17 protein-coding genes are annotated in these 17,787 nt (G+C 42.4%); 8 read left to right on the top strand and 9 right to left on the bottom strand.

The window, feature by feature from the left end; genetic code table 11:
• The coding region (locus tag K339_RS37800) for a hypothetical protein (protein WP_211243860.1) at positions 1-193 on the bottom strand (193 nt) is incomplete at its 3' end.
• A gap of 80 nt (positions 194-273) precedes the next feature.
• Between K339_RS37800 and K339_RS35375 the strand changes: the two genes are divergently transcribed.
• The 3 genes from K339_RS35375 (at position 274) to K339_RS0130360 (ending at position 2,044) form a co-directional block, all read left to right on the top strand.
• Complete coding sequence (locus tag K339_RS35375) at positions 274-660, top strand: transposase (protein WP_037302302.1); 387 nt, start codon at positions 274-276, stop codon at positions 658-660.
• Positions 661-988: 328 nt separating this feature from the next.
• Positions 989-1,612, top strand: a complete 624-nt coding sequence (locus tag K339_RS0130365; RefSeq protein ID WP_028526956.1) for an Imm26 family immunity protein — start codon at positions 989-991, stop codon at positions 1,610-1,612.
• Between the two features lie 45 nt (positions 1,613-1,657).
• Complete coding sequence (locus K339_RS0130360; protein ID WP_028526955.1) at positions 1,658-2,044, top strand: hypothetical protein; 387 nt, start codon at positions 1,658-1,660, stop codon at positions 2,042-2,044.
• Positions 2,045-2,144: 100 nt separating this feature from the next.
• Here K339_RS0130360 and K339_RS0130355 read toward each other — a convergent pair whose 3' ends face one another.
• Positions 2,145-3,335 carry an asparagine synthetase B gene (locus K339_RS0130355; protein WP_229598854.1) on the bottom strand — a complete coding sequence of 397 codons (1,191 nt, stop codon included), beginning with the start codon at positions 3,333-3,335 and terminating at the stop codon, positions 2,145-2,147.
• Positions 3,336-3,606: 271 nt separating this feature from the next.
• Between K339_RS0130355 and K339_RS35370 the strand changes: the two genes are divergently transcribed.
• The gene (locus tag K339_RS35370; RefSeq protein ID WP_051398370.1) at positions 3,607-4,065 is read left to right on the top strand and encodes an FKBP-type peptidyl-prolyl cis-trans isomerase; all 459 of its coding nucleotides are present in this window, start codon (positions 3,607-3,609) and stop codon (positions 4,063-4,065) included.
• Between the two features lie 25 nt (positions 4,066-4,090).
• On the opposite strand, the gene K339_RS0130345 is transcribed toward K339_RS35370, so the two are convergent.
• The 4 genes from K339_RS0130345 to K339_RS0130330 all read right to left on the bottom strand — a co-directional run bounded on the left by K339_RS0130345 (position 4,091) and on the right by K339_RS0130330 (position 8,894).
• Positions 4,091-4,360 (bottom strand): ACT domain-containing protein, encoded by a 270-nt coding sequence (locus K339_RS0130345; protein ID WP_028526953.1) that lies wholly within the window; start codon positions 4,358-4,360, stop codon positions 4,091-4,093.
• 105 nt (positions 4,361-4,465) lie between these two features.
• On the bottom strand, positions 4,466-6,529 hold the full coding sequence (locus K339_RS0130340; protein ID WP_028526952.1) for a ComEC/Rec2 family competence protein: 2,064 nt from the start codon (positions 6,527-6,529) through the stop codon (positions 4,466-4,468).
• 62 nt (positions 6,530-6,591) lie between these two features.
• Positions 6,592-7,914, bottom strand: coding sequence for a M43 family zinc metalloprotease (locus K339_RS35365; protein ID WP_051398369.1), 1,323 nt, complete (start codon positions 7,912-7,914; stop codon positions 6,592-6,594).
• Between the two features lie 26 nt (positions 7,915-7,940).
• Complete coding sequence (locus K339_RS0130330; protein ID WP_028526951.1) at positions 7,941-8,894, bottom strand: PhoH family protein; 954 nt, start codon at positions 8,892-8,894, stop codon at positions 7,941-7,943.
• A gap of 198 nt (positions 8,895-9,092) precedes the next feature.
• On the opposite strand from K339_RS0130330, the gene K339_RS0130325 reads away from it, so the two are divergent.
• The 4 genes from K339_RS0130325 to K339_RS0130310 are packed head-to-tail and all read left to right on the top strand — an operon-like array spanning position 9,093 to position 12,482.
• Positions 9,093-10,430 (top strand): vanadium-dependent haloperoxidase, encoded by a 1,338-nt coding sequence (locus K339_RS0130325; protein WP_211243859.1) that lies wholly within the window; start codon positions 9,093-9,095, stop codon positions 10,428-10,430.
• 14 nt (positions 10,431-10,444) lie between these two features.
• Complete coding sequence (locus K339_RS0130320) at positions 10,445-11,101, top strand: ABC transporter ATP-binding protein (RefSeq protein ID WP_028526949.1); 657 nt, start codon at positions 10,445-10,447, stop codon at positions 11,099-11,101.
• On the top strand, positions 11,101-12,234 hold the full coding sequence (locus tag K339_RS0130315) for a hypothetical protein (RefSeq protein WP_028526948.1): 1,134 nt from the start codon (positions 11,101-11,103) through the stop codon (positions 12,232-12,234). The genes K339_RS0130320 and K339_RS0130315 overlap by 1 nt, the downstream gene beginning before the upstream one ends.
• Positions 12,235-12,290: 56 nt before the next feature.
• Positions 12,291-12,482 (top strand): hypothetical protein, encoded by a 192-nt coding sequence (locus tag K339_RS0130310; protein ID WP_028526947.1) that lies wholly within the window; start codon positions 12,291-12,293, stop codon positions 12,480-12,482.
• 109 nt (positions 12,483-12,591) lie between these two features.
• Here K339_RS0130310 and K339_RS0130305 read toward each other — a convergent pair whose 3' ends face one another.
• The 3 genes from K339_RS0130305 to K339_RS35360 all read right to left on the bottom strand — a co-directional run bounded on the left by K339_RS0130305 (position 12,592) and on the right by K339_RS35360 (position 17,744).
• Positions 12,592-13,677 carry a Gfo/Idh/MocA family protein gene (locus K339_RS0130305; RefSeq protein WP_028526946.1) on the bottom strand — a complete coding sequence of 362 codons (1,086 nt, stop codon included), beginning with the start codon at positions 13,675-13,677 and terminating at the stop codon, positions 12,592-12,594.
• A 126-nt stretch (positions 13,678-13,803) separates the two neighbouring features.
• Positions 13,804-15,723 carry a DUF3858 domain-containing protein gene (locus tag K339_RS0130300; RefSeq protein ID WP_028526945.1) on the bottom strand — a complete coding sequence of 640 codons (1,920 nt, stop codon included), beginning with the start codon at positions 15,721-15,723 and terminating at the stop codon, positions 13,804-13,806.
• 50 nt (positions 15,724-15,773) lie between these two features.
• Positions 15,774-17,744, bottom strand: coding sequence for a DUF3857 domain-containing protein (locus tag K339_RS35360; RefSeq protein ID WP_051398368.1), 1,971 nt, complete (start codon positions 17,742-17,744; stop codon positions 15,774-15,776).
• Between the last annotated feature and the right edge of the window lie 43 nt (positions 17,745-17,787).

Raw genomic sequence — 17,787 nt, 5'->3', positions numbered from 1 at the left:
AAACCCAAGTAGTATTATCTTCACAAGCGATGTGAATAAAGTCACTACTAATGTCGATTCCAAGATAAGTACCCATAACTAAAATAAAAAAAGATGAAACAATTAAATGCCTATAAACAACATTGTGAGACGGGCTAAAATACCCAATGAACTGTCCGTTATCAGCATTTGTCATGAAGGAGAAACCAAACATAACCTCAGTATCTGAGTACCAGTGAGTAATCGGTTTAACTCCTTCATTGCCAAATATTATTTTGAAAAAGTAAATCTACAATGAGTAATCATGTGCATTTAATGATTTCTACGAAATTTGGCGTTCACCCATCAGATATATTGAGAGATTTCAAAAAGTTTACATCAAAACAAATTATAACAGCAATAGAAGATAAAGAGCAACCTGAAAGTCGTAGAGGGTGGCTTTTATGGCTATTTCGTCAAGCAGGGCAAGCCAATGCAAAGAATACGAATTACCAATTTTGGCAACAAGAAAATCATCCTATTGAGTTGATAAGCAATAAATTTATTGACCAGAAGTTGCAATATATCCACGAAAACCCTGTAAAAGCAGGATTGGTAGATGAACCTTGGGAATATCGTTTTTCATCGGCACGAGATTACATGAACAATCAGAAAGGGCTATTGGAGGTAGAATTACTATAAAATTAAGCTATTTGGAGAGTTTATCAGGCTTGGTAGGGCCGTTACAAACGGCCTTTTATGTTCAGTGCGCAGTGTTCAAAAGAACACTACGCACAACGGGGCTACCATATCCATTAAAAAGTACTACCATTGACAATTTCGTTAATTCTACATCTCCTTTACGATTAGATGTTTATACTCGTAGAAATATCCTTGGTAAAACAAAATTAGATAGACGATATCCTAAATGGCAAACACAATTTCAAAATCAAAATCAAAATGTAACCACTAAATTAGGTTTTCTTTTTACAGGTCAAGAATATACTAATCAACCAAACTGCTGTCAAGAATGAAAAAAATAAGCTCATATCATGAGACTCTCTGGGAAATTGAGTTAAATGAAAAATTAGGATTTGGATATGTCCAAATTATAGATAGAAGTATATATAATTTATTTGGATTTTTAGTTAAAATAATGGACTATAGATCCAATCAGGTTAGAAAAAAAATTACCCAGGAGGAGTTTAATAATTGGGATTTATTAGTTAACCCATTAATGGCAGCAGGTTCTATTCCAAAAAAAGGAAATTGTAAGTGGAAAAAAATGGGTAATTATCCTTTAACAGAAATTGATTTACAACCCCCATTTTTTAAGACACACAATGGAGAAAATAATGATATAACTAAAAACACTTGGTTTGTATATAAAAGTTTTGGAGATGATATTGACTATAATAATGGTTTCAATTATGAACAAGTTAAACATCTCACTTATCCGAATCCAGTGATTTTTTTACACTCAATTCACCATCGTATTACTATGGAATGGATGAAAGTTTTAGGAATGGACTTTGAAAATTACTATACAACTGAATCTGACCAAGAACATATCCGAACTATGAAAGAACAAGTAAAATATAGTGTTCCATACTCAGAAGTACCTATTGAAATTAGAGGCAAAGTGAAACTGTAATTTCCAAGTAGAGTTTATAATCTATATTAACCAATGACATCCCCCATGTTCAAAAGTCTTGCTTCATTTTTCGTTATTATTGTTTTGTTAGTTGGCTGTAAGTCCAAATCCGAGGAGTGCATCGCCCCCGCCATTGATAAAAATCTGGTAGGTACGTGGAAAGCCGTGGTCATCGAGGATAGTGAGGAGTCTGGTACGGGTACGCTCACTTTCAATGCCGATGGCACTATCAACGATCCTGGGAATATATTTTTGGGCAGCCCCGTTGCCAAGTCCACGTGGAAGGTAGTAAGCGGAGATGTAGAAACGACATTCTCTACCAATAGTGCTCCCATTTCGACAGTGTCTTTTACGTTCAAAGTCAAGGAAAACACCTGTACCAAAATAGTCCTCGACGTCTTTGGTTTGTACACCGTCGAGCTTAAGAAATAAATAGACTTTTCTTTGTTATCCCAACGATTGCGAGCATCTAAATCGTCGGATTAGACCCCGCCTATCGTCGGGGTGACAAATTGACTCATTTTCAAGTCATTTACGTCTTCCGCTTTTTCTTTTTTGCCGACGGAAACAAAACATTATTAAGAATGAGCCGATACCCAGGCGAATGCGGGTGGAGGTTGAGGTCGGTCGGCATCCGATGAAAACCGCGTTGTCCTTCGGGGTCGTGACCACCGTAAAAAGTCCACTGTCCACGTCCTAATTCACCATAAATATAACGATCCGACGATTTGCTTTGTCCCATGACCAAAGCACTAGATTTGACGGTTTTTTTGTTGAAAGCCGTGGTTTGTCCAAAAAACTCGCGAATGAGGCTTTCGTGGTTTTGAACCAACATGGAAGGAATCACGTCCCATTTGGCCGAAAAGTCAAACAACGAGAAATAGTTAGTGGTTTCGTCGCCCCAGCCTCCTCCTGAAGAGGAGTTAATGCTCGAAAACGACATGCCACCACCTCGGTAATCGTCGTCGTTGTTGAGTTCGAGTACAAAATTTTCAAAGGCAATTGTTTTGCCAAAATCAAGCTTGGATTGGGCTTTAGGATCTACGCCGTCGCCGTCAAAAATAGAAGGAACAATATCAACGCCTTCGGCTGCAAGGGCGACATCCAACGACTCTGCTCCCGAACACATGGCAAACAAATAACCACCGCCCGCACAAAAACCTTTGATGCTTCGAGCGACGTCGAGTTTGAGCTGTGACACTTTTTTGTAACCGTATTTTTTGGCAATATTTTCTTGGGCTTGAACGTCCGCAATCGTCATACGGCGACGATTTCGGCCAAATTGCCCCGTAAAATCTTCGTGGTGCAGGTGCAGCCAGTCGTATTTGGCAAGGTCACCTTTTAGGATTTCTTCGTCATAGACAATTTCAAACGGTATTTCGGCGTACTTCAATACCAGCAAAACGGCATCCGTATCTTCAAACGATGAAGTGCTGACTTTGATGGGGCTATATACCACAATTCGGGCAGCTTTGTGAAGTTTAACGGCGTCCATGTTGACATCAGGGTGGGAAATTTGGGTTAAAATAGCCTTTGCGTTGGCATCTGAAATGACCTCATACGACACCCCACGTAGCCGACATTCTCGCTCAAGGGCGGTTGAATAGGTCATCATAAAACTTCCGCCTCGGTAGTTGAGTAACCAATCCACTTCGCGGTCGGCTTTTAGCTCCCAATATGCCACCCCGTAGGCTTTGAGGTGGTTGGTTTGCTTATCGTCCATGGTGATGAGAATGGAGTTTGCCAAAGCTGTTGTACAGCTAATGGCAAAAAAGAACACAATTCTGAAAAGATGCGCTTTGGTAAGAACAGCATTCATAAGTTGAAAAGGCAAAGAGTGGGTGGAATCAGTAAGTAAAACAAAATTAGCAGAAAGTTTCAGATTGTCAAGGAGTTGGCCGTATTTGTTGGGGGGCTTTTTTAGCGTTTTGGTCTAATATGCAAATTGCGCCAATATCTTGCGTAATTTTGTCGCTTACTTTTTACATGTATCTATGAAAGCTTTATTTCGTTTGGTTGGATTCTTGGCGGTTTTGGCCTTGGTTGTAAGTTGTAACCGTGAAGATTTATCGGGAACTGAAGAACAACAAATTGAGAATTACATCAAAAATAACAACTTGGTCGTCACAGAAAAGACAGCTACGGGACTGCGCTACATCTTAACCAAGGCCAATGCGGCGGGGGCAAGTATTAAATCAGGACAATCGGTAACTGTCAAATACACAGGTAAGTTACTCACCGACCGTACGTTTGATGCAGGCACGTTTAGCTTTTATTTAGGAGCAGGTCAGGTGATTGAGGGTTTTGATGAAGGTATTGCAAAAATGAAAGTTGGCGAAAAAGCAACGCTCATTTTTCCTTCTTCGTTGGGGTATGGCTCAAGAGGAGCGGGGGCAGATATTCCAGGAAACTCCCCACTTTTGTTTGAAATTGAAGTAGTTTCTGCCAAATAAACCTAATTAGCGGAGTCAAATAGCCTTATTTAAGAGGATTTGACTCCACTTTTTTTACGCGTACCAGTCCTGTAATAGCCTTGAGCCGAACCAAGAGACTCTCAAGTCGTTCGAGCTGGTCTAGTTTAATTTTGAGAAATCCTTGCGAGCGCACGCCGTCAGCCTCAAATCGTACGCTAACAATGTGACCATAGTCGGAGACAAATCGCGTTACCTCTTCTACAAAACCGACACGGTCAAACCCTAATATTTCAAGTTGTGTGAGGGCAAAGTTGGGCGTAATAGCTGGTTTCATATCATTGAATAAAATTTAGAATAATATCTATTGATTAACTATGCAAATATAGGCTCTTATTTTCTTTCAAACCAAACTTTCGGGGTACTAATTTTGGCAAAAGCCTTAAATTTTACGGATATAAGCGCCTTTTTGAAACGTAAAATACCAAGAATGAAGGCTCGAAGGGGACTTTTGGGCAAGCGATTTGAGGTAATAAGTGGAAACGGAACTGTCGAAAATGAGGGGAATTTGCTCAAAGTAAGCGTTTTTCTGAATGCTTTTGATGGCTCCTTTTCGTACGATGATTGGGGAGGTAAAATGAGCGGTCAGTGTAGAAATTGGCCGTTCGGCAATGATTAATTCCTGCCCTTTCCACACAATAAGTTTCCCAAAGGGAAGGGGGCGAACCATCCCTGAGTTGGTGGCTTTGTCCAACGAAATGTTCGTAATTTCGCGTATCCCGTGGACGTCATAGAAGTTTTTCAGATAAAATGAAAAAGGCTGTTGATTAGAAGCAAAAAACAACGAATCAGCCACGAGAATGGCACGCGTGCCTTCGATAAGGCTGACGACGGTTTGTTTGGGTATGTCGTGTACAATGAGGAGTTTTTGGGTGTTGTTTTCGTACAAATGAATGCCTTGTACCACGACGAGAATGGCACTCATTGCCAATGCCACCTTTACCAAAAATACTTCTTTTTGATACCAACAATAAGCAAGTATCCCAATAATAGCATAGACAATCACTACTTCTAATTTACCAAAAGTAATACCAGTAAGGGTAGCGCTTGGAAGCTGCTCAATCCAAACCACGGATTGGTTGAGCAACCACGTAATTCCTGTTAAAATCCAACCGATGACGGATTCAACAAAGGGCACAGCGGAAAGCGCCAATGCCGCTAACGCAACGGGAATCATGGCGGTAGAGAGTGCGACAACGAGGGGATTAGCCACCAAAAAATAGGTGGGAAATTGATGGAAATAATAAACCGATAGGGGATAAGTGGCCAACTGAGCAGCAAGAGCGACCGCCGTGATTGCCCAAAGTTTGTCTAAAAACCAATTTTTGGCTGTAATCCATTGATAAATTGTTGGCTGCCAGAAAATAATTCCCGCAAGCGCAGCATAAGATAGTTGAAAACTGACCGAAAAGACCAGAAGAGGGTCGTAGGCCAGCAAAATCAATGCCGACCCGAAAAGCGCATTTTCCCCGTTGGATTTTTTGCCAAGTGGCTCGGCCAAAAGAAATAAACTGAACATTAATGCCGAACGAACAACAGGCGCTGAGAGTCCAGTAAGGATGGCATAAAACCAAAGTATCCCCAAAGTTAGCGTAACGTACAGCCAACGTCCCCGTCGGTGGGATCTGAGTTTTTGGAGTAAAAAGGCAATAATAGCCACAAACACGCCAATATGAAATCCCGATACCGAAAGTACATGAACAGCTCCTGCCGCCGAATAGGCTTGTACAAGTTCGGTATCCATATCGTCGCGCAGACCCAAAATCATGGCTTTCGCCACAGCGTATTCACGCTCAATGGGGACGAGCTTTTTCAGGGCGTCGTCGCTCCACTGGCTCAATTGATAAGGCCAACGGGAGTACCATTGGGCGAAGTTTTTACCTGTTGTAGCAAAAGCGGTAGCGCGCAAATAATGTTGGTGATGTATCTGTTTATACGCCAAAAATTGTCTAAAATCAAACTGATTTGGATTTAAAGGCGGGGCGACTAGCTGCGGTGCGCCAAGGACAACCAACTCAGCACCGTAAGCAGGGCGCGGGGCTTTTTTATCAATATATGCCTGAATTTTTCCAGTGGCTTCTTGCCAATGATGGTTTAATTTAACGTGGGTTATCTCCAAAACGGCGCGGTGCGTTTTTCCTCGCGTTTCGGGAAACGCGATTACTTGTCCGCGATAGGCTTGGATACTATCCAAACGAAAATTCACAAGGTGGGTAGGAGCGAGGGATTCGTTTTTGAGGGTGACTGCCAGCCCACCCAAGTAAATGAATACTCCAAAGGTGGTGATGCCAAGTAAGTAGCGGTTGGCTAACCGAGTTAAACCAATAAACCAAAGAACGACCAATAATGTCCCCAAAGCCCACAGCATAGTCGTTGGTAGTGGCCATTGGTGCTGAACTAATATACCGATAATAAAAGCAATGGTGACGCGCAAAAGTGGATTCATGGTTGTTGGCGTTGGGTTTTAAAACAAAAATGTCAGGTTGGGAGCAACCTGACATTTTTTTATCATCGAATTACAACAAGTCGTTGGGTGACGGTCTCATCTTTGGTTTTGACCCGTATTAAGTATGTTCCTGGTGGTATATCTACCGTGGAAATGGGGACATCCCAGCTCGGATAGTTTTCAAATGCTTTTTGGTGCAAGAGCTGACCATTTAATGTAAACAACTCAACCGTAAACGTACTAAATTCTTTTAAAGTAACCCTCACATACGTAACGTCAACGTTTTGGGCAGGATTGGGAGCAATCTCAATGGCGAGGTTGTTGCCAAAGGGAAGCTGAGAGCACCAATATTTGACCAAACTGTTTCGTCGGGTTGATTTCTCAATCACGGCCATCATTCGTTCTGCCTGATTTTTGGTGAAAACATTCATGCAAGAATCAGGCGAATAGTCCATGTAGTTTTCGGTCATGTTTTGGGTACGAACACCCGAACAAAATGAAAACACAGGCCCACAATTGGTGGACTGATTGCCACTTTCACAGCGAGGGGTATCATCACAATAATCATTGCCACAATTGTCGTCGCCCCACGTATGAATCAATCCCAGCCAGTGGCCTACCTCGTGGGTGGTGGTACGTCCCAAATTGTACAGACGACTGGTGACAGTTGCGCCAATGCCAAAAACGCGGTAATCAATAAAGACCCCGTCGGTACGCACTTGTAGTTCTGTGCTGTTATCGAGGCCATTTACGCCCGTAACAGACGGAAATTGCGCAATTCCGAGGTAATTATTGGCAAACCGAGTTACCCAAATGTTTAAATAACGGTCGGTTGGCCATTCTTTTTGTTGGGTGGTGATGTCGGCCAAAAGTTGGTCATCATTAAAAACGTCAAAATTTGTTTTTTGAGCATAATAATGACGCGTTATTCCGTTGGTTGATTTGCCATCGGGGTCGATATTGGCCAAATAAAATTCGATACCAGTATCTGCTCCTACGGCGTTGGTGTTAAAGCCTCGCGTACCAGTTTTGCGGCGGTAATCTTCGTTGAGTATTCTGATTTGTTCTTTGATTTGCTCGTCCGAAATATTGCCATTTCCTGCCCCCCCAATAGCACCTGTAGCCGTTGAATGCACAACATGCACAACGACTGGAATCCGTATGGATGAACAAATGGCTCCTAAACGGGCCGCACGCTTTGGCAGTCGCAAAAAAGTCTGAACAGAATCTTCGAGCATTTGGCGTTTTAGTTTCCAATAAGGATACCGTTTGGCCAGTACCGAATCGTACTGAACTGCCGAGCAACGTTGCGCACTTGCCTCAAAAATACCTAAACTAAACCACAGAAAGACCCAACAGGCAATCCACCGTACATTTTGAATCATAGTTGTCAATGCAAACGAGAAAACAATTATTTTTCTTTCTTTTCGTACGCATCCAAAATGTCTTTCACCAAACGGTGGCGAATGACATCGCGTCCGTCCAACTCCACAAAAGCAATGTCTTTGACGTGTCGGAGGGTTTCAAGGGCATCCCGTAAACCAGATTGTTGGTTTTTAGGAAGGTCCACTTGCGTTTTATCCCCCGTAATGATGACTTTTGAGCTAGGGCCCATACGTGTCAAAAACATTTTCATTTGCGAAGGAGTCGTATTTTGGGCTTCATCCAAAAGAATGAAGGCATTATTGAGCGTACGCCCCCGCATGTAGGCTAACGGGGCAATCTCAATGATATTGTTTTCCAAATAGAACTTCAGCTTCTCGCTTTGAATCATGTCTTCCAAAGCATCATAAATAGGCCGCAAATACGGGTCTATTTTTTCTTTGAGGTCACCTGGGAGAAATCCAAGGTTTTCTCCAGCTTCCACCGCAGGACGGGTAATGATGAGTTTTTTGACTTTCTTTTCTTTCAGGGCCTGAACAGCAAGTGCCACGGCGGTATAGGTTTTTCCTGTACCTGCTGGGCCAACGGCAAACATCAAATCGTGCTGGGCTGCTTTTTCCACCATCAGTTGCTGGTTGGCAGTTTTTGCCCGTACCACAATCCCTCGCGTTCCATACACAATCACATCTTTCTCGTCTTGGAGAACGTGGGGTGGAGCAATGGAGCCACCATTAGCAGTAAGATAATGACGTACGTTTTCGTGGGTAATTTTGCCGTACTTTTGGTAGTGCTGAATCAATGACTCAAGAATGTCACTAATGCGAAGGATTTCGGGGGGAGTTCCCATTACCCTAATTTCGTTGCCGCGCGAAATGATTTTACTCATCGGAAAGGCAGCGGCTACTTCTCTAATGTGGTTGTTTTCAACGCCCAAAAAGTCTAAGAGCGAGACATTTTCTAAGGAAATTACTTTTTCGACCAAATGCTTTAAAGAGTTTAAGTTTGTGGAAAAATAGCGTTATTCTTTTAAAATTACAAAAAACAAACATTAAAAGCCCGTGGGATGGTTCTCGACGAGGGAAAATAACTGATGGAAATCAATTTTTTGATGGTGGGGTTTTTTACATTTGCATTTTCTTAGGATGTTTTTTAATTCAACCGTTTTTCTAATTTGAAACTTATGCTGAAAAAGAAAATTCTTTTTGTGTTGACAGCTTGTGTTTCGCTTTGGATGGTTTCTTGTAAGCCCAAAGCCAAGCCAGAAGAGTATAATGCAAAAGCAGCTGATCCTGAACTATACCACAAATCGGTGGAATTGTTGACTGAGGTAATTATTCATGACATCTTCAAACCACCCGTCGCTAGTCGAATTTATGCGTATTCAAATTTGGCAGGCTACGAGGCCATGGTGCCAGGTTTCCCTGCCTACGAATCGTTGGGTGGCAAACTAAACGGCTTTAAGACGCCCCTACAACCCGAAGCAGGCAAAGAATATTGTTTTCCTTTGGCCAGTACCCGTGCTTTTTTGAAAGTAGCGAGAACACTGACTTTTTCGGCTAGTTTTTTTGATGAATACGAAAAAACGTTCTACAAAAAATACGAAGAGATGGGCGTCCCATCGGAGGTAATTGAGCGTTCAATGGCTTATGGTGACAGTATTGCCGCGCACGTGATTAAGTACTCAACGGGTGATAAGTACAAGCAGACCCGTGGGGTGCGTTTTACGGTAACTAATGAGCCTGGTACTTGGGTGCCCACGCCGCCAGCCTATGCTGATGCGTGTGAGCCCGAATGGCATAAAATCCGCTCATTGTCATTGGATTCTTCGCGTCAGTTTATGCCTCCTACGCCACCCATGTGGACTAAAAATAAGAACTCTAAGTTTTGGGACGAAACGCGTGAGGTGTATGAAGTTGGTAAAAACCTGACGGAAGAACAAAAGCGGACGGCTTGGTTTTGGGATGATAATCCGTTTGTGATGAATGTAGTTGGGCACGTGATGTTTGCCAATAAAAAAATGACGCCAGGAGGGCATTGGTTGGCCATTCATTCAACGGTGAGCCGTAAACAAAAAGCCCCATTTGATAGAAGTGTTGAGGGATACGCCCTGACGTCTATTGCATTATTAGACGGATTTATCGGTTGTTGGGAAGAAAAATACCGTAGCCGTAAAGTACGCCCTGAAACGGTTATTAACTCCGACATTGACCCAAAATGGCAACCGTTTTTGCAAACCCCGCCTTTCCCCGAATATACCAGTGGGCACAGTACGATTTCGGCCGCTTCTGCTGAAGTATTGACGTTTGTACACGGTGATAATATAGCTTTTACCGACTCGACCGAACACAAACATGGACACGGCGTGATGTCATTTAAGTCGTTTAGAGAAGCTGCGCAAAGTGTGAATGTCAGTCGCCTTTATGGAGGTATTCACTATCGTTCGGGTTGTGATGAAGGCAATAAAGCAGGAACTAAAATTGGCCAACACGTACTAAGTGTGGCTAAAACAAGAAAATAAGTTGTAAAGAAGGTATGCTTCAAATTACCAATCTACACAAATCTTACGGGGGGCATCTGGTACTTCAGGTGCCCTCTCTCTTTTTAGAAGAGGGAATTCACTGGTTTAAAGGGGCGAATGGTTCGGGGAAAACGACATTTTTTAGGACGTTGGCGGGTATGTTGCCTTTTGAGGGTGAAATTAAAATGGGCGCTTGGGATATTCGTAAAAATCCCATTGACTACCGATTGCACATCAATTATGGCGAAGCAGAACCTGATTATCCCGAGTTTTTGACCGCCAATGATTTGATTCAATTTGTAGCAAAGGCCAAAAAAGCGTCGCAAAAACAAGTGAATGAGTTGATTGAATTGCTTGGTATTGAGCCATTTTTGTACCAACCATCAGGAACATATTCAAGCGGAATGCTAAAAAAAACATCGTTGGCAGTTGCATTTTTGGGACAACCCAAAGTGATTATTTTGGATGAACCATTGATTACGATTGATGATGTAACTGTCCAAAAGGTATATGAGCTTGTGCAAATGTATCATGCCCAGGGTGTGACATTTTTGCTTTCTTCGCACCAAGATTTTCGATTTGAGGCCCTTCCCATCAAGCAATTGTTTGAAGTAAAAGACAAAAAAATCACGGAACTTCCGCCGCCTCGGGGCAAAAACGACCGCCACTGATGTTAGCCGTACTTCACATTCTCCGCAAAACCCTCGTTACTGAATATTACCGACTCAATACTGGCTTTCTCTTCTTAGTGGCCATGTTTGCTTTCGGTATATTACGCCCCGAAGATCACATCGCTCTTGCCTCTTATGTGTTTGCATCACCATTTTTGTTGGCGCTAATGGGCGTTGTATTTGCCTTGTATCACTTCAAAACGGTCTTTTTTGTACGACAAAGGCTCTTGTGGGATTCCCACAGTTTTCTCTATAACTTATTGTTGATTGCCAAACCTTACCGTTGGGCGGCGTGGTTGTATGTACAATGGATGCTTTGGTTACCTGTGGCGCTGTACGTGATTTTTGTGGGGTATTACGGCTGGTGGACTGGGCAGCGATTGTCGGTTATCGCAACGATGATTTATCTCCTATTGGTGCCTGTAACGGGGGTTGCTGCCTACGAATACCGCCTGCAACGGCCTAACCCTGATACGCGTTTGAGCACAGTTACTACTTACCTAAACCGACGTTTTAACAAGCCTCAGTGGTTGTATTTTATCCTGTATTTATTCTCCGAAAACCCCGTTTTATTGTTTCTGACGAAAGGTTTTTCCTGTTTTGTTGTAGTGGGAATTTGCAAAATTTACCCTACCGACAGCTACGATCAGCGCCTGTTTTCGTTGGGAGCGCTGACGATTGGGATGGTTCATTCGGTGCTGGTGTTACACCTCTACGAATTTGAACATTTACAGTTGCCTTTGTTGCGAAATATGCCAATGAAAATGGGACAACGCCTACAGCAATACGGACTGCTATTTGTCCTCATGATGTTGCCAGAAATTATTTTTCTCGTTCGCTACATGCCAGTTGGGTTGAATTGGGGGTATATTTTGGAATGGTCGCTGCTAGTGATAGGGATGCTGTTTTTGCTTTTTGGGCGATTTTTGCAAAGGCATTATGTGATGGATACGTTGCTTCGTCAAGGGTTCTACGCCTTTTTTGTGGGCTTTTTCTTGGTCATGTTCAAAGTCTCGACCTTGATACTAGCCTTGGGATGTTGGGGGATAGGGCTTTGGCTATGCCATCGATTTTATTATACCTCCGAATACATCATTCATCAAGAAGGGCTTAAAATCCGACCCGAAGAGTAGAATAGTTTTTTGTATAAATTGGTAGTTTTGCAACGTATATAAAACCTCGCGCTCACATGAAACGTACGTTTGGAAGTATTTTAACTGGAATTGGCGTTATTTTTATTCTTTTTGCTTGCATCGCCTTTATGTCAGACAAGGCGGTGATAGGTTTCACCCTCACAAAATGGGAAACCATCGTCCCCTTTTTAGTGGGAGTTCTCTTTTTATTGGTTGGGGTAAATTTATTGGGAAAAGTGGCTGATTGATACGTATTCTCACAGAAAGACACAGATTAAACAACCCACAGATGTCGCAGAAATCATTTCCGTGCCCATCTGTGGGTATTCAATCTGTGTTCATCTGTGAGAAAAAAAGTTAAATGGTAATTTTCTTCCCACCATTCGCCACCGATTTATAAACGGCTTCTACGATGCGAATATCCCGTAGCCCTTCTTCGCCTGGCGCTATTAATGGAATACCTTTGATAAGTGCGTCGGTATCATCGTCCAATTGCTTGGCTTGTTGACTTTGTAAAGGGAAATCAATCGGGCCTTGAGGGCTGCTTCCTTTGTTGCCAGTGTAGCTTGAAAACGGTTCCATTTTAAACCAGCCCTTTTCGCAATTGGCTTGCAAGTAGTTCATATTGATACCAAAACTGGTATGGCAAGCGGCCAAAGCACCACTCGGAAACTCCAATTGGAACGTGGCGGTTTCTTCGACTTCTTTGTAAATATCGGGGCGAGTTGTGTGGAATTGGGCCGAAACCGACGTTGGTTCTTCACCTACTGCCAAGCGTGCGCCTTGAATGGCATACACACCCATGTCACCCATTACGCCGCCACCAAGGGCTTTGTTTTGTTTCCAGTGGGTTGTACGAGCGTCAAAATACCCTGCGCCACAAGTGACCATCCGTACTTTACCAAACGTTTTTTCTTTGGCAAACTTCATGTAAGCTTGGGTGTTTGGGTCGTGCTGACAGCGGTATCCGATGACGAGTTTTACTTTGTTATCGGCGCAGGCTTTGATCATTGCTTCACAATCGGCTACGCTTGGCGCCATGGGTTTTTCACAAAATACCTGTTTTCCTGCTTTGGCAGCCCGAACGACAAATTCGCGGTGCATACTTGGAGGAAGTACGACATACACTACGTCAATATCAGGATTGTTGGCGATTTGGTCAAAGTTCTGATAATTGTAGATGTTTTTGTCCTTGAGGTTAAACTTCTTTTGCCAGGTTTCTGCTTTTGAAGGAGTTCCTGTGACAATACCCATCAGCTCACAGTTTTTGGTAAGTTGGAGGGCAGGAGCGAGCAAATCGGTGCTGTAATAACCGAGACCCACCAAGGCTATTCCTAATTTATCTTTTTTGGGACGAGTAGCCGCCAAAAGTGGGTTAATCGAAATCAAAGAAGAAGCCCCACTGATGGCAGTGCTTTTCAAAAAATCACGACGCGTGAACATGAGATGTGAAGGTTTGGGTTTTGAAGTGATACTGTTTCCTAATATATGACTTTCGGGTGACAATATACTCTAAAGTCGAAGGTAAATATAAATCATATTCGTCCAAACCTTCATTTTATTGGAAGATTACTGCTTGGCAACCAAAACAATTTGTGCTTTATCAAATTTGGCAATTTTTCTCCTAAACTCTACCCACGCCGAGTATTCGCTGGGCGGGAATCTTTGTTTAGAAGCACTCATTTTGCGGAGGTAAACGATTTGATTTCCCGTTGCTTTGAACGTAGCTGTATAATTCCCGAATTTTGACGACACTTGTGCTTCCGTGGGTAAAAATTCGATGTTGTAATTTGACGGAATTTCAATCACAATGCTGTCGCTATCAGCGTAGTTCATGGCTGTTTCAAAGTCATAAATTCGCTCGGAAGCGGCAATGAAGGTATTACTACTTTTATTGAGTAAGTTGGGTGTTACAAACATTCTGCTGCCACTTTTTGTACAAAGATTTCGGACAAGAAGTGTCACTTTTTCTTCCACCTTGGGAACGGCAGCCTTCTGTTCCTTAAATTCAAAATGGCTGATTTCTGCACTTGGAAAGGACAAATTCTTTTGCAACCACCTTTTTTGGTCATCAGCTGTTAGCGAATGAACCACATACTGAGGGTATTCTTGCTGCAATCCAGTATAAGTAGTCGTGATATGTACTTCCCCTTCTGCGGTATCTTTCAGCTTGACAAAAGCGTGGCGAATAAGCTGATTTTGCTGTTGGGAGTAAGTCGGAGTTTTAATGAGCACCCCTCCCGATTCCGTGACCAAAAGGGCGTGGCGTGCTTCGGTAAAGCTTCCCAAATACCCAAAAGGGTTTGTTTGACTCGTACATTCAAGCCAAAGGGTGTCTTTTTGGTTGGGAACACACAGAAAAACGTGATTAAATTGGAAGGAGGGAAATTGAGTAAGAATGTCGGCCTCGTCGTCACCTGCTTTTACTAAAACAGGGTATGAAGTCACGCCCACTTCTTTGAGCATGGCTTTCATATAGGTGGTAAGGGCTTTGCAATCCCCGAAACCTCTGGTGGCAACATCGGCTGCTTTCATCGATTGCCAACCTCCAATCCCCAAACTAATGTTCATGTAACGGGTGTGTGATTGAAGGTATTCGTAAACAGCCTGCACTTTTTGGGAGGTGTTAGTTATACCCTTTGCCTTTTCTTTGACAGCCTGTATCGCTTGAGGTGTGAGCTGATAACGGTCTTTATTGAGCTCGGCATAAAATTTCCCAAGGTCGGACCAAGAAGTTAATTGGCCTTGGTAATTTTCCACTTCGAAGGCGTTTGGAGCGGTATATACCATGGGTAAATAATTGTCCAAATCAGGCGCAAAAGGCTCTTTTTCGACGGCAGGCAGGTTAGAGACAGCCCACGTATAAATATCCTTATCATCCAAATGGGAGATTGCTACTTTGGTAGGCATGTTTTTCTCCAAATACCGAAACGAGAACCCCTTGGGCGTAGTGATGATAAACTCACTTTTTTCGACGGAAGTTCGTTCTAAGTTATTCAGTATGGCAGCCCAAGTGGGGTAAAACATCATGTTTTTATTCGTATATTCATACGAAAAGGCCACCGTGTAAGGGTAGGAGGTGTGTTTTAGAAGGGCTACTTTGGCATAACTGTCATCAACGGAATTGTCGCCCGTGTTGGTACTGTAATTTTCAATTTCGCTGCGTTTGAGACGTTTTACTTTTTCACCTTTTGAATCATATAATTGGGCCTCAATGTCGTTGACCTTGGTAAACTTGTTGAAGGGAACAACAATGGAAGCCTGTAAAGCTCCCTTGTCGTTGAGAACCGTGATAGCACCGCTGACTTTGGTGGTGGCGAAGCCAATGTCTTTGATAATAAACTCCGTTCGATGGAATCGGACAACCGCGTCTGCTTTGTTTTTGAGGGACTCTGATACACCTGCAACGGCATACTCTTGCCCCCGTAAACTAACCGCAAAGAGAATAATTATTATCGCTAATAGAGAGGAAGTGCGTGTTAGAAACATACGTTAAATAGGGTGAAAATTTCACTGCTGTTAATGAATTGATATTACGATTAATTGCCTTTTTTCAAGACGATTTGCTCGTTGTGTTTGGCAATAAGTTGGTCGAAAAATGCTTTTAAAGTCCCATATTCCAATGACATAAAGCTTTTTTTGCGAATGTTCAAACGGCTGATAATCGTAATTTTATTACCCGATTGTGAAACCGTATATACAAAACGCCCTCCGCCCTCGGGCAAGGCAACCGCCGCAGGTTTGGGAAGCTCGACGGCCTGAAAACCAGCGGGCAGGGTATAATTGGCCAAAAAAGTTTCTTCGATAGGAGCCTCAAAATCAACAGGGTAAATTCGCTCACTTTCTTTGAAGGGGTTTTGGGTGTGGCCTTCAGAAAGCATTGGTTTTAAATAAATCATTGGCCCTGCAACATTGGCAAACTCTGTCATACTTAGTTCATAATTAGCCTCCATGACCTGTTCAATGGCTTCTGTATTTTTAAACTCAGCTTTTGTGATTGTCCAGGCAGGTTTGCCTTTTTTTATTTCTTCCAAAAATTTGTCCTTCCCAATCTCTTTGAACGCATTTTTAGCACTTGCGCCACTGTATCCACCGTAGGATTTTGAAAATGTCCCATTTAGCTCTCCTTCTTCACTAATTGTCAAATCGGCTTTCTCAAATTCTCGATCAGTATCATTGGGTACAATCGAGATAAAACGAGCTTGAGTAGGATGTACAAGCCAGCCGTCATCGGTCAGGCAAGAAACAGGAAGAATGTGAGGAGGCAGGTATTCATCTGTGGCATCAAGCAATACATCTTTGCCATTGTGTGACAGGTGAACCACAACATAATTGAATTTTTTCAATAGAGCATACGTAGGGTTGATACGACCATGAGCCCTTGTACTTAGGATTAGTGGATGCGCGTCGTAACCCAACTCTCTGAGGATACATAAATACAAAAAGTTGATTTCAGAGGAGCTTCCCTCTTTCTTTTCCAGTACCTTTTTGAGATTAGAGGCATATATTCCGTTCTCCTCATTCCATTTAATGTTTTTGACTAAATAATTTTTAGCCGCCTTCCATTGCTCTAAAGTATCCTTATTTTCGGCCTGTATTTGTTTGGCAATGTCTTTGACAATAGAGGTTTTTTTATAGATTTCTCCAAAATTTTCATCGCTCAAAAGGGTTTGTGTTAAGTTGTTGTAGTCTAACGAAAAGTTCTTGGTAATGACTTCTGGCCAGTTAATACTTGCGAGCTCGAAATCAATTTTTGATAAATAATCTGATGGGGTTGTGATATGCGATTCATTTCTAAAAGCAGGGGCATTTTTTACGACAAATTGGTATGAAATGGCGTTCATGCTTGAGCCCGCAAACATGGTATTGGTATTTTTAAAATCATTGATGTCGAGAGACAAGTACCCCGACATTATCATTCGATAAAATAAAACGTTGGGAATGGTAATGCGGTATTCGCTCCATTTCACGGGGAGGCTACTTTGAAATGTCCAAGTTTTAGGACTTGTATTAATTGTCATTGGCGTGGAGATTTCATAACTGTATTCGATAACAGAGCCCTCTTTAACTTTAGGTAGGCTGAACTTAAGCTGGTGGTATTCATCGGATAATTTCTCATTAAAAATCATCTCTTTAGCCAATTTTTCTTTCACTATTTTGCCATCTTCCAGGTTGTGGGTAAAGCCTTTGACTTGGGTGATGTATTCTTCTTGGGCGCCTTTACTTCCCTTGTAAAAAGGGATACTGATTGTGGCACGGTCAAGCGCAGATTTTTTCAAAATCTTGATTCTCTCGTGATATTTTAGGGTAATGTAGAACTTTTGATTTCGATAGTCAAACGACGTTTCGCCAAAATCATACAAAACAACTGCCTCCGCTGTTGAATCATTGGGATAAATTTTGGACGATATATCTTCAATGGGAACTTCACCAAAAGTGATTTTAGTGTTTTGTGCTACTAAACACAATGAAATGAATAATAACAATGCAGTGGCAAGCAACTTGTTCATAAGTGGAAATGAAGAAATGGTAAAATTGTAAGCTAGTATAGTA

It is taken from the genome of Runella limosa DSM 17973 (genome assembly GCF_000482465.1).
Taxonomy (GTDB): Bacteria; Bacteroidota; Bacteroidia; order Cytophagales; family Spirosomataceae; genus Runella; species Runella limosa.
Note: the sequence above shows the minus strand (reverse complement) of the source record. Positions and strands in the feature narration are given on the sequence as shown.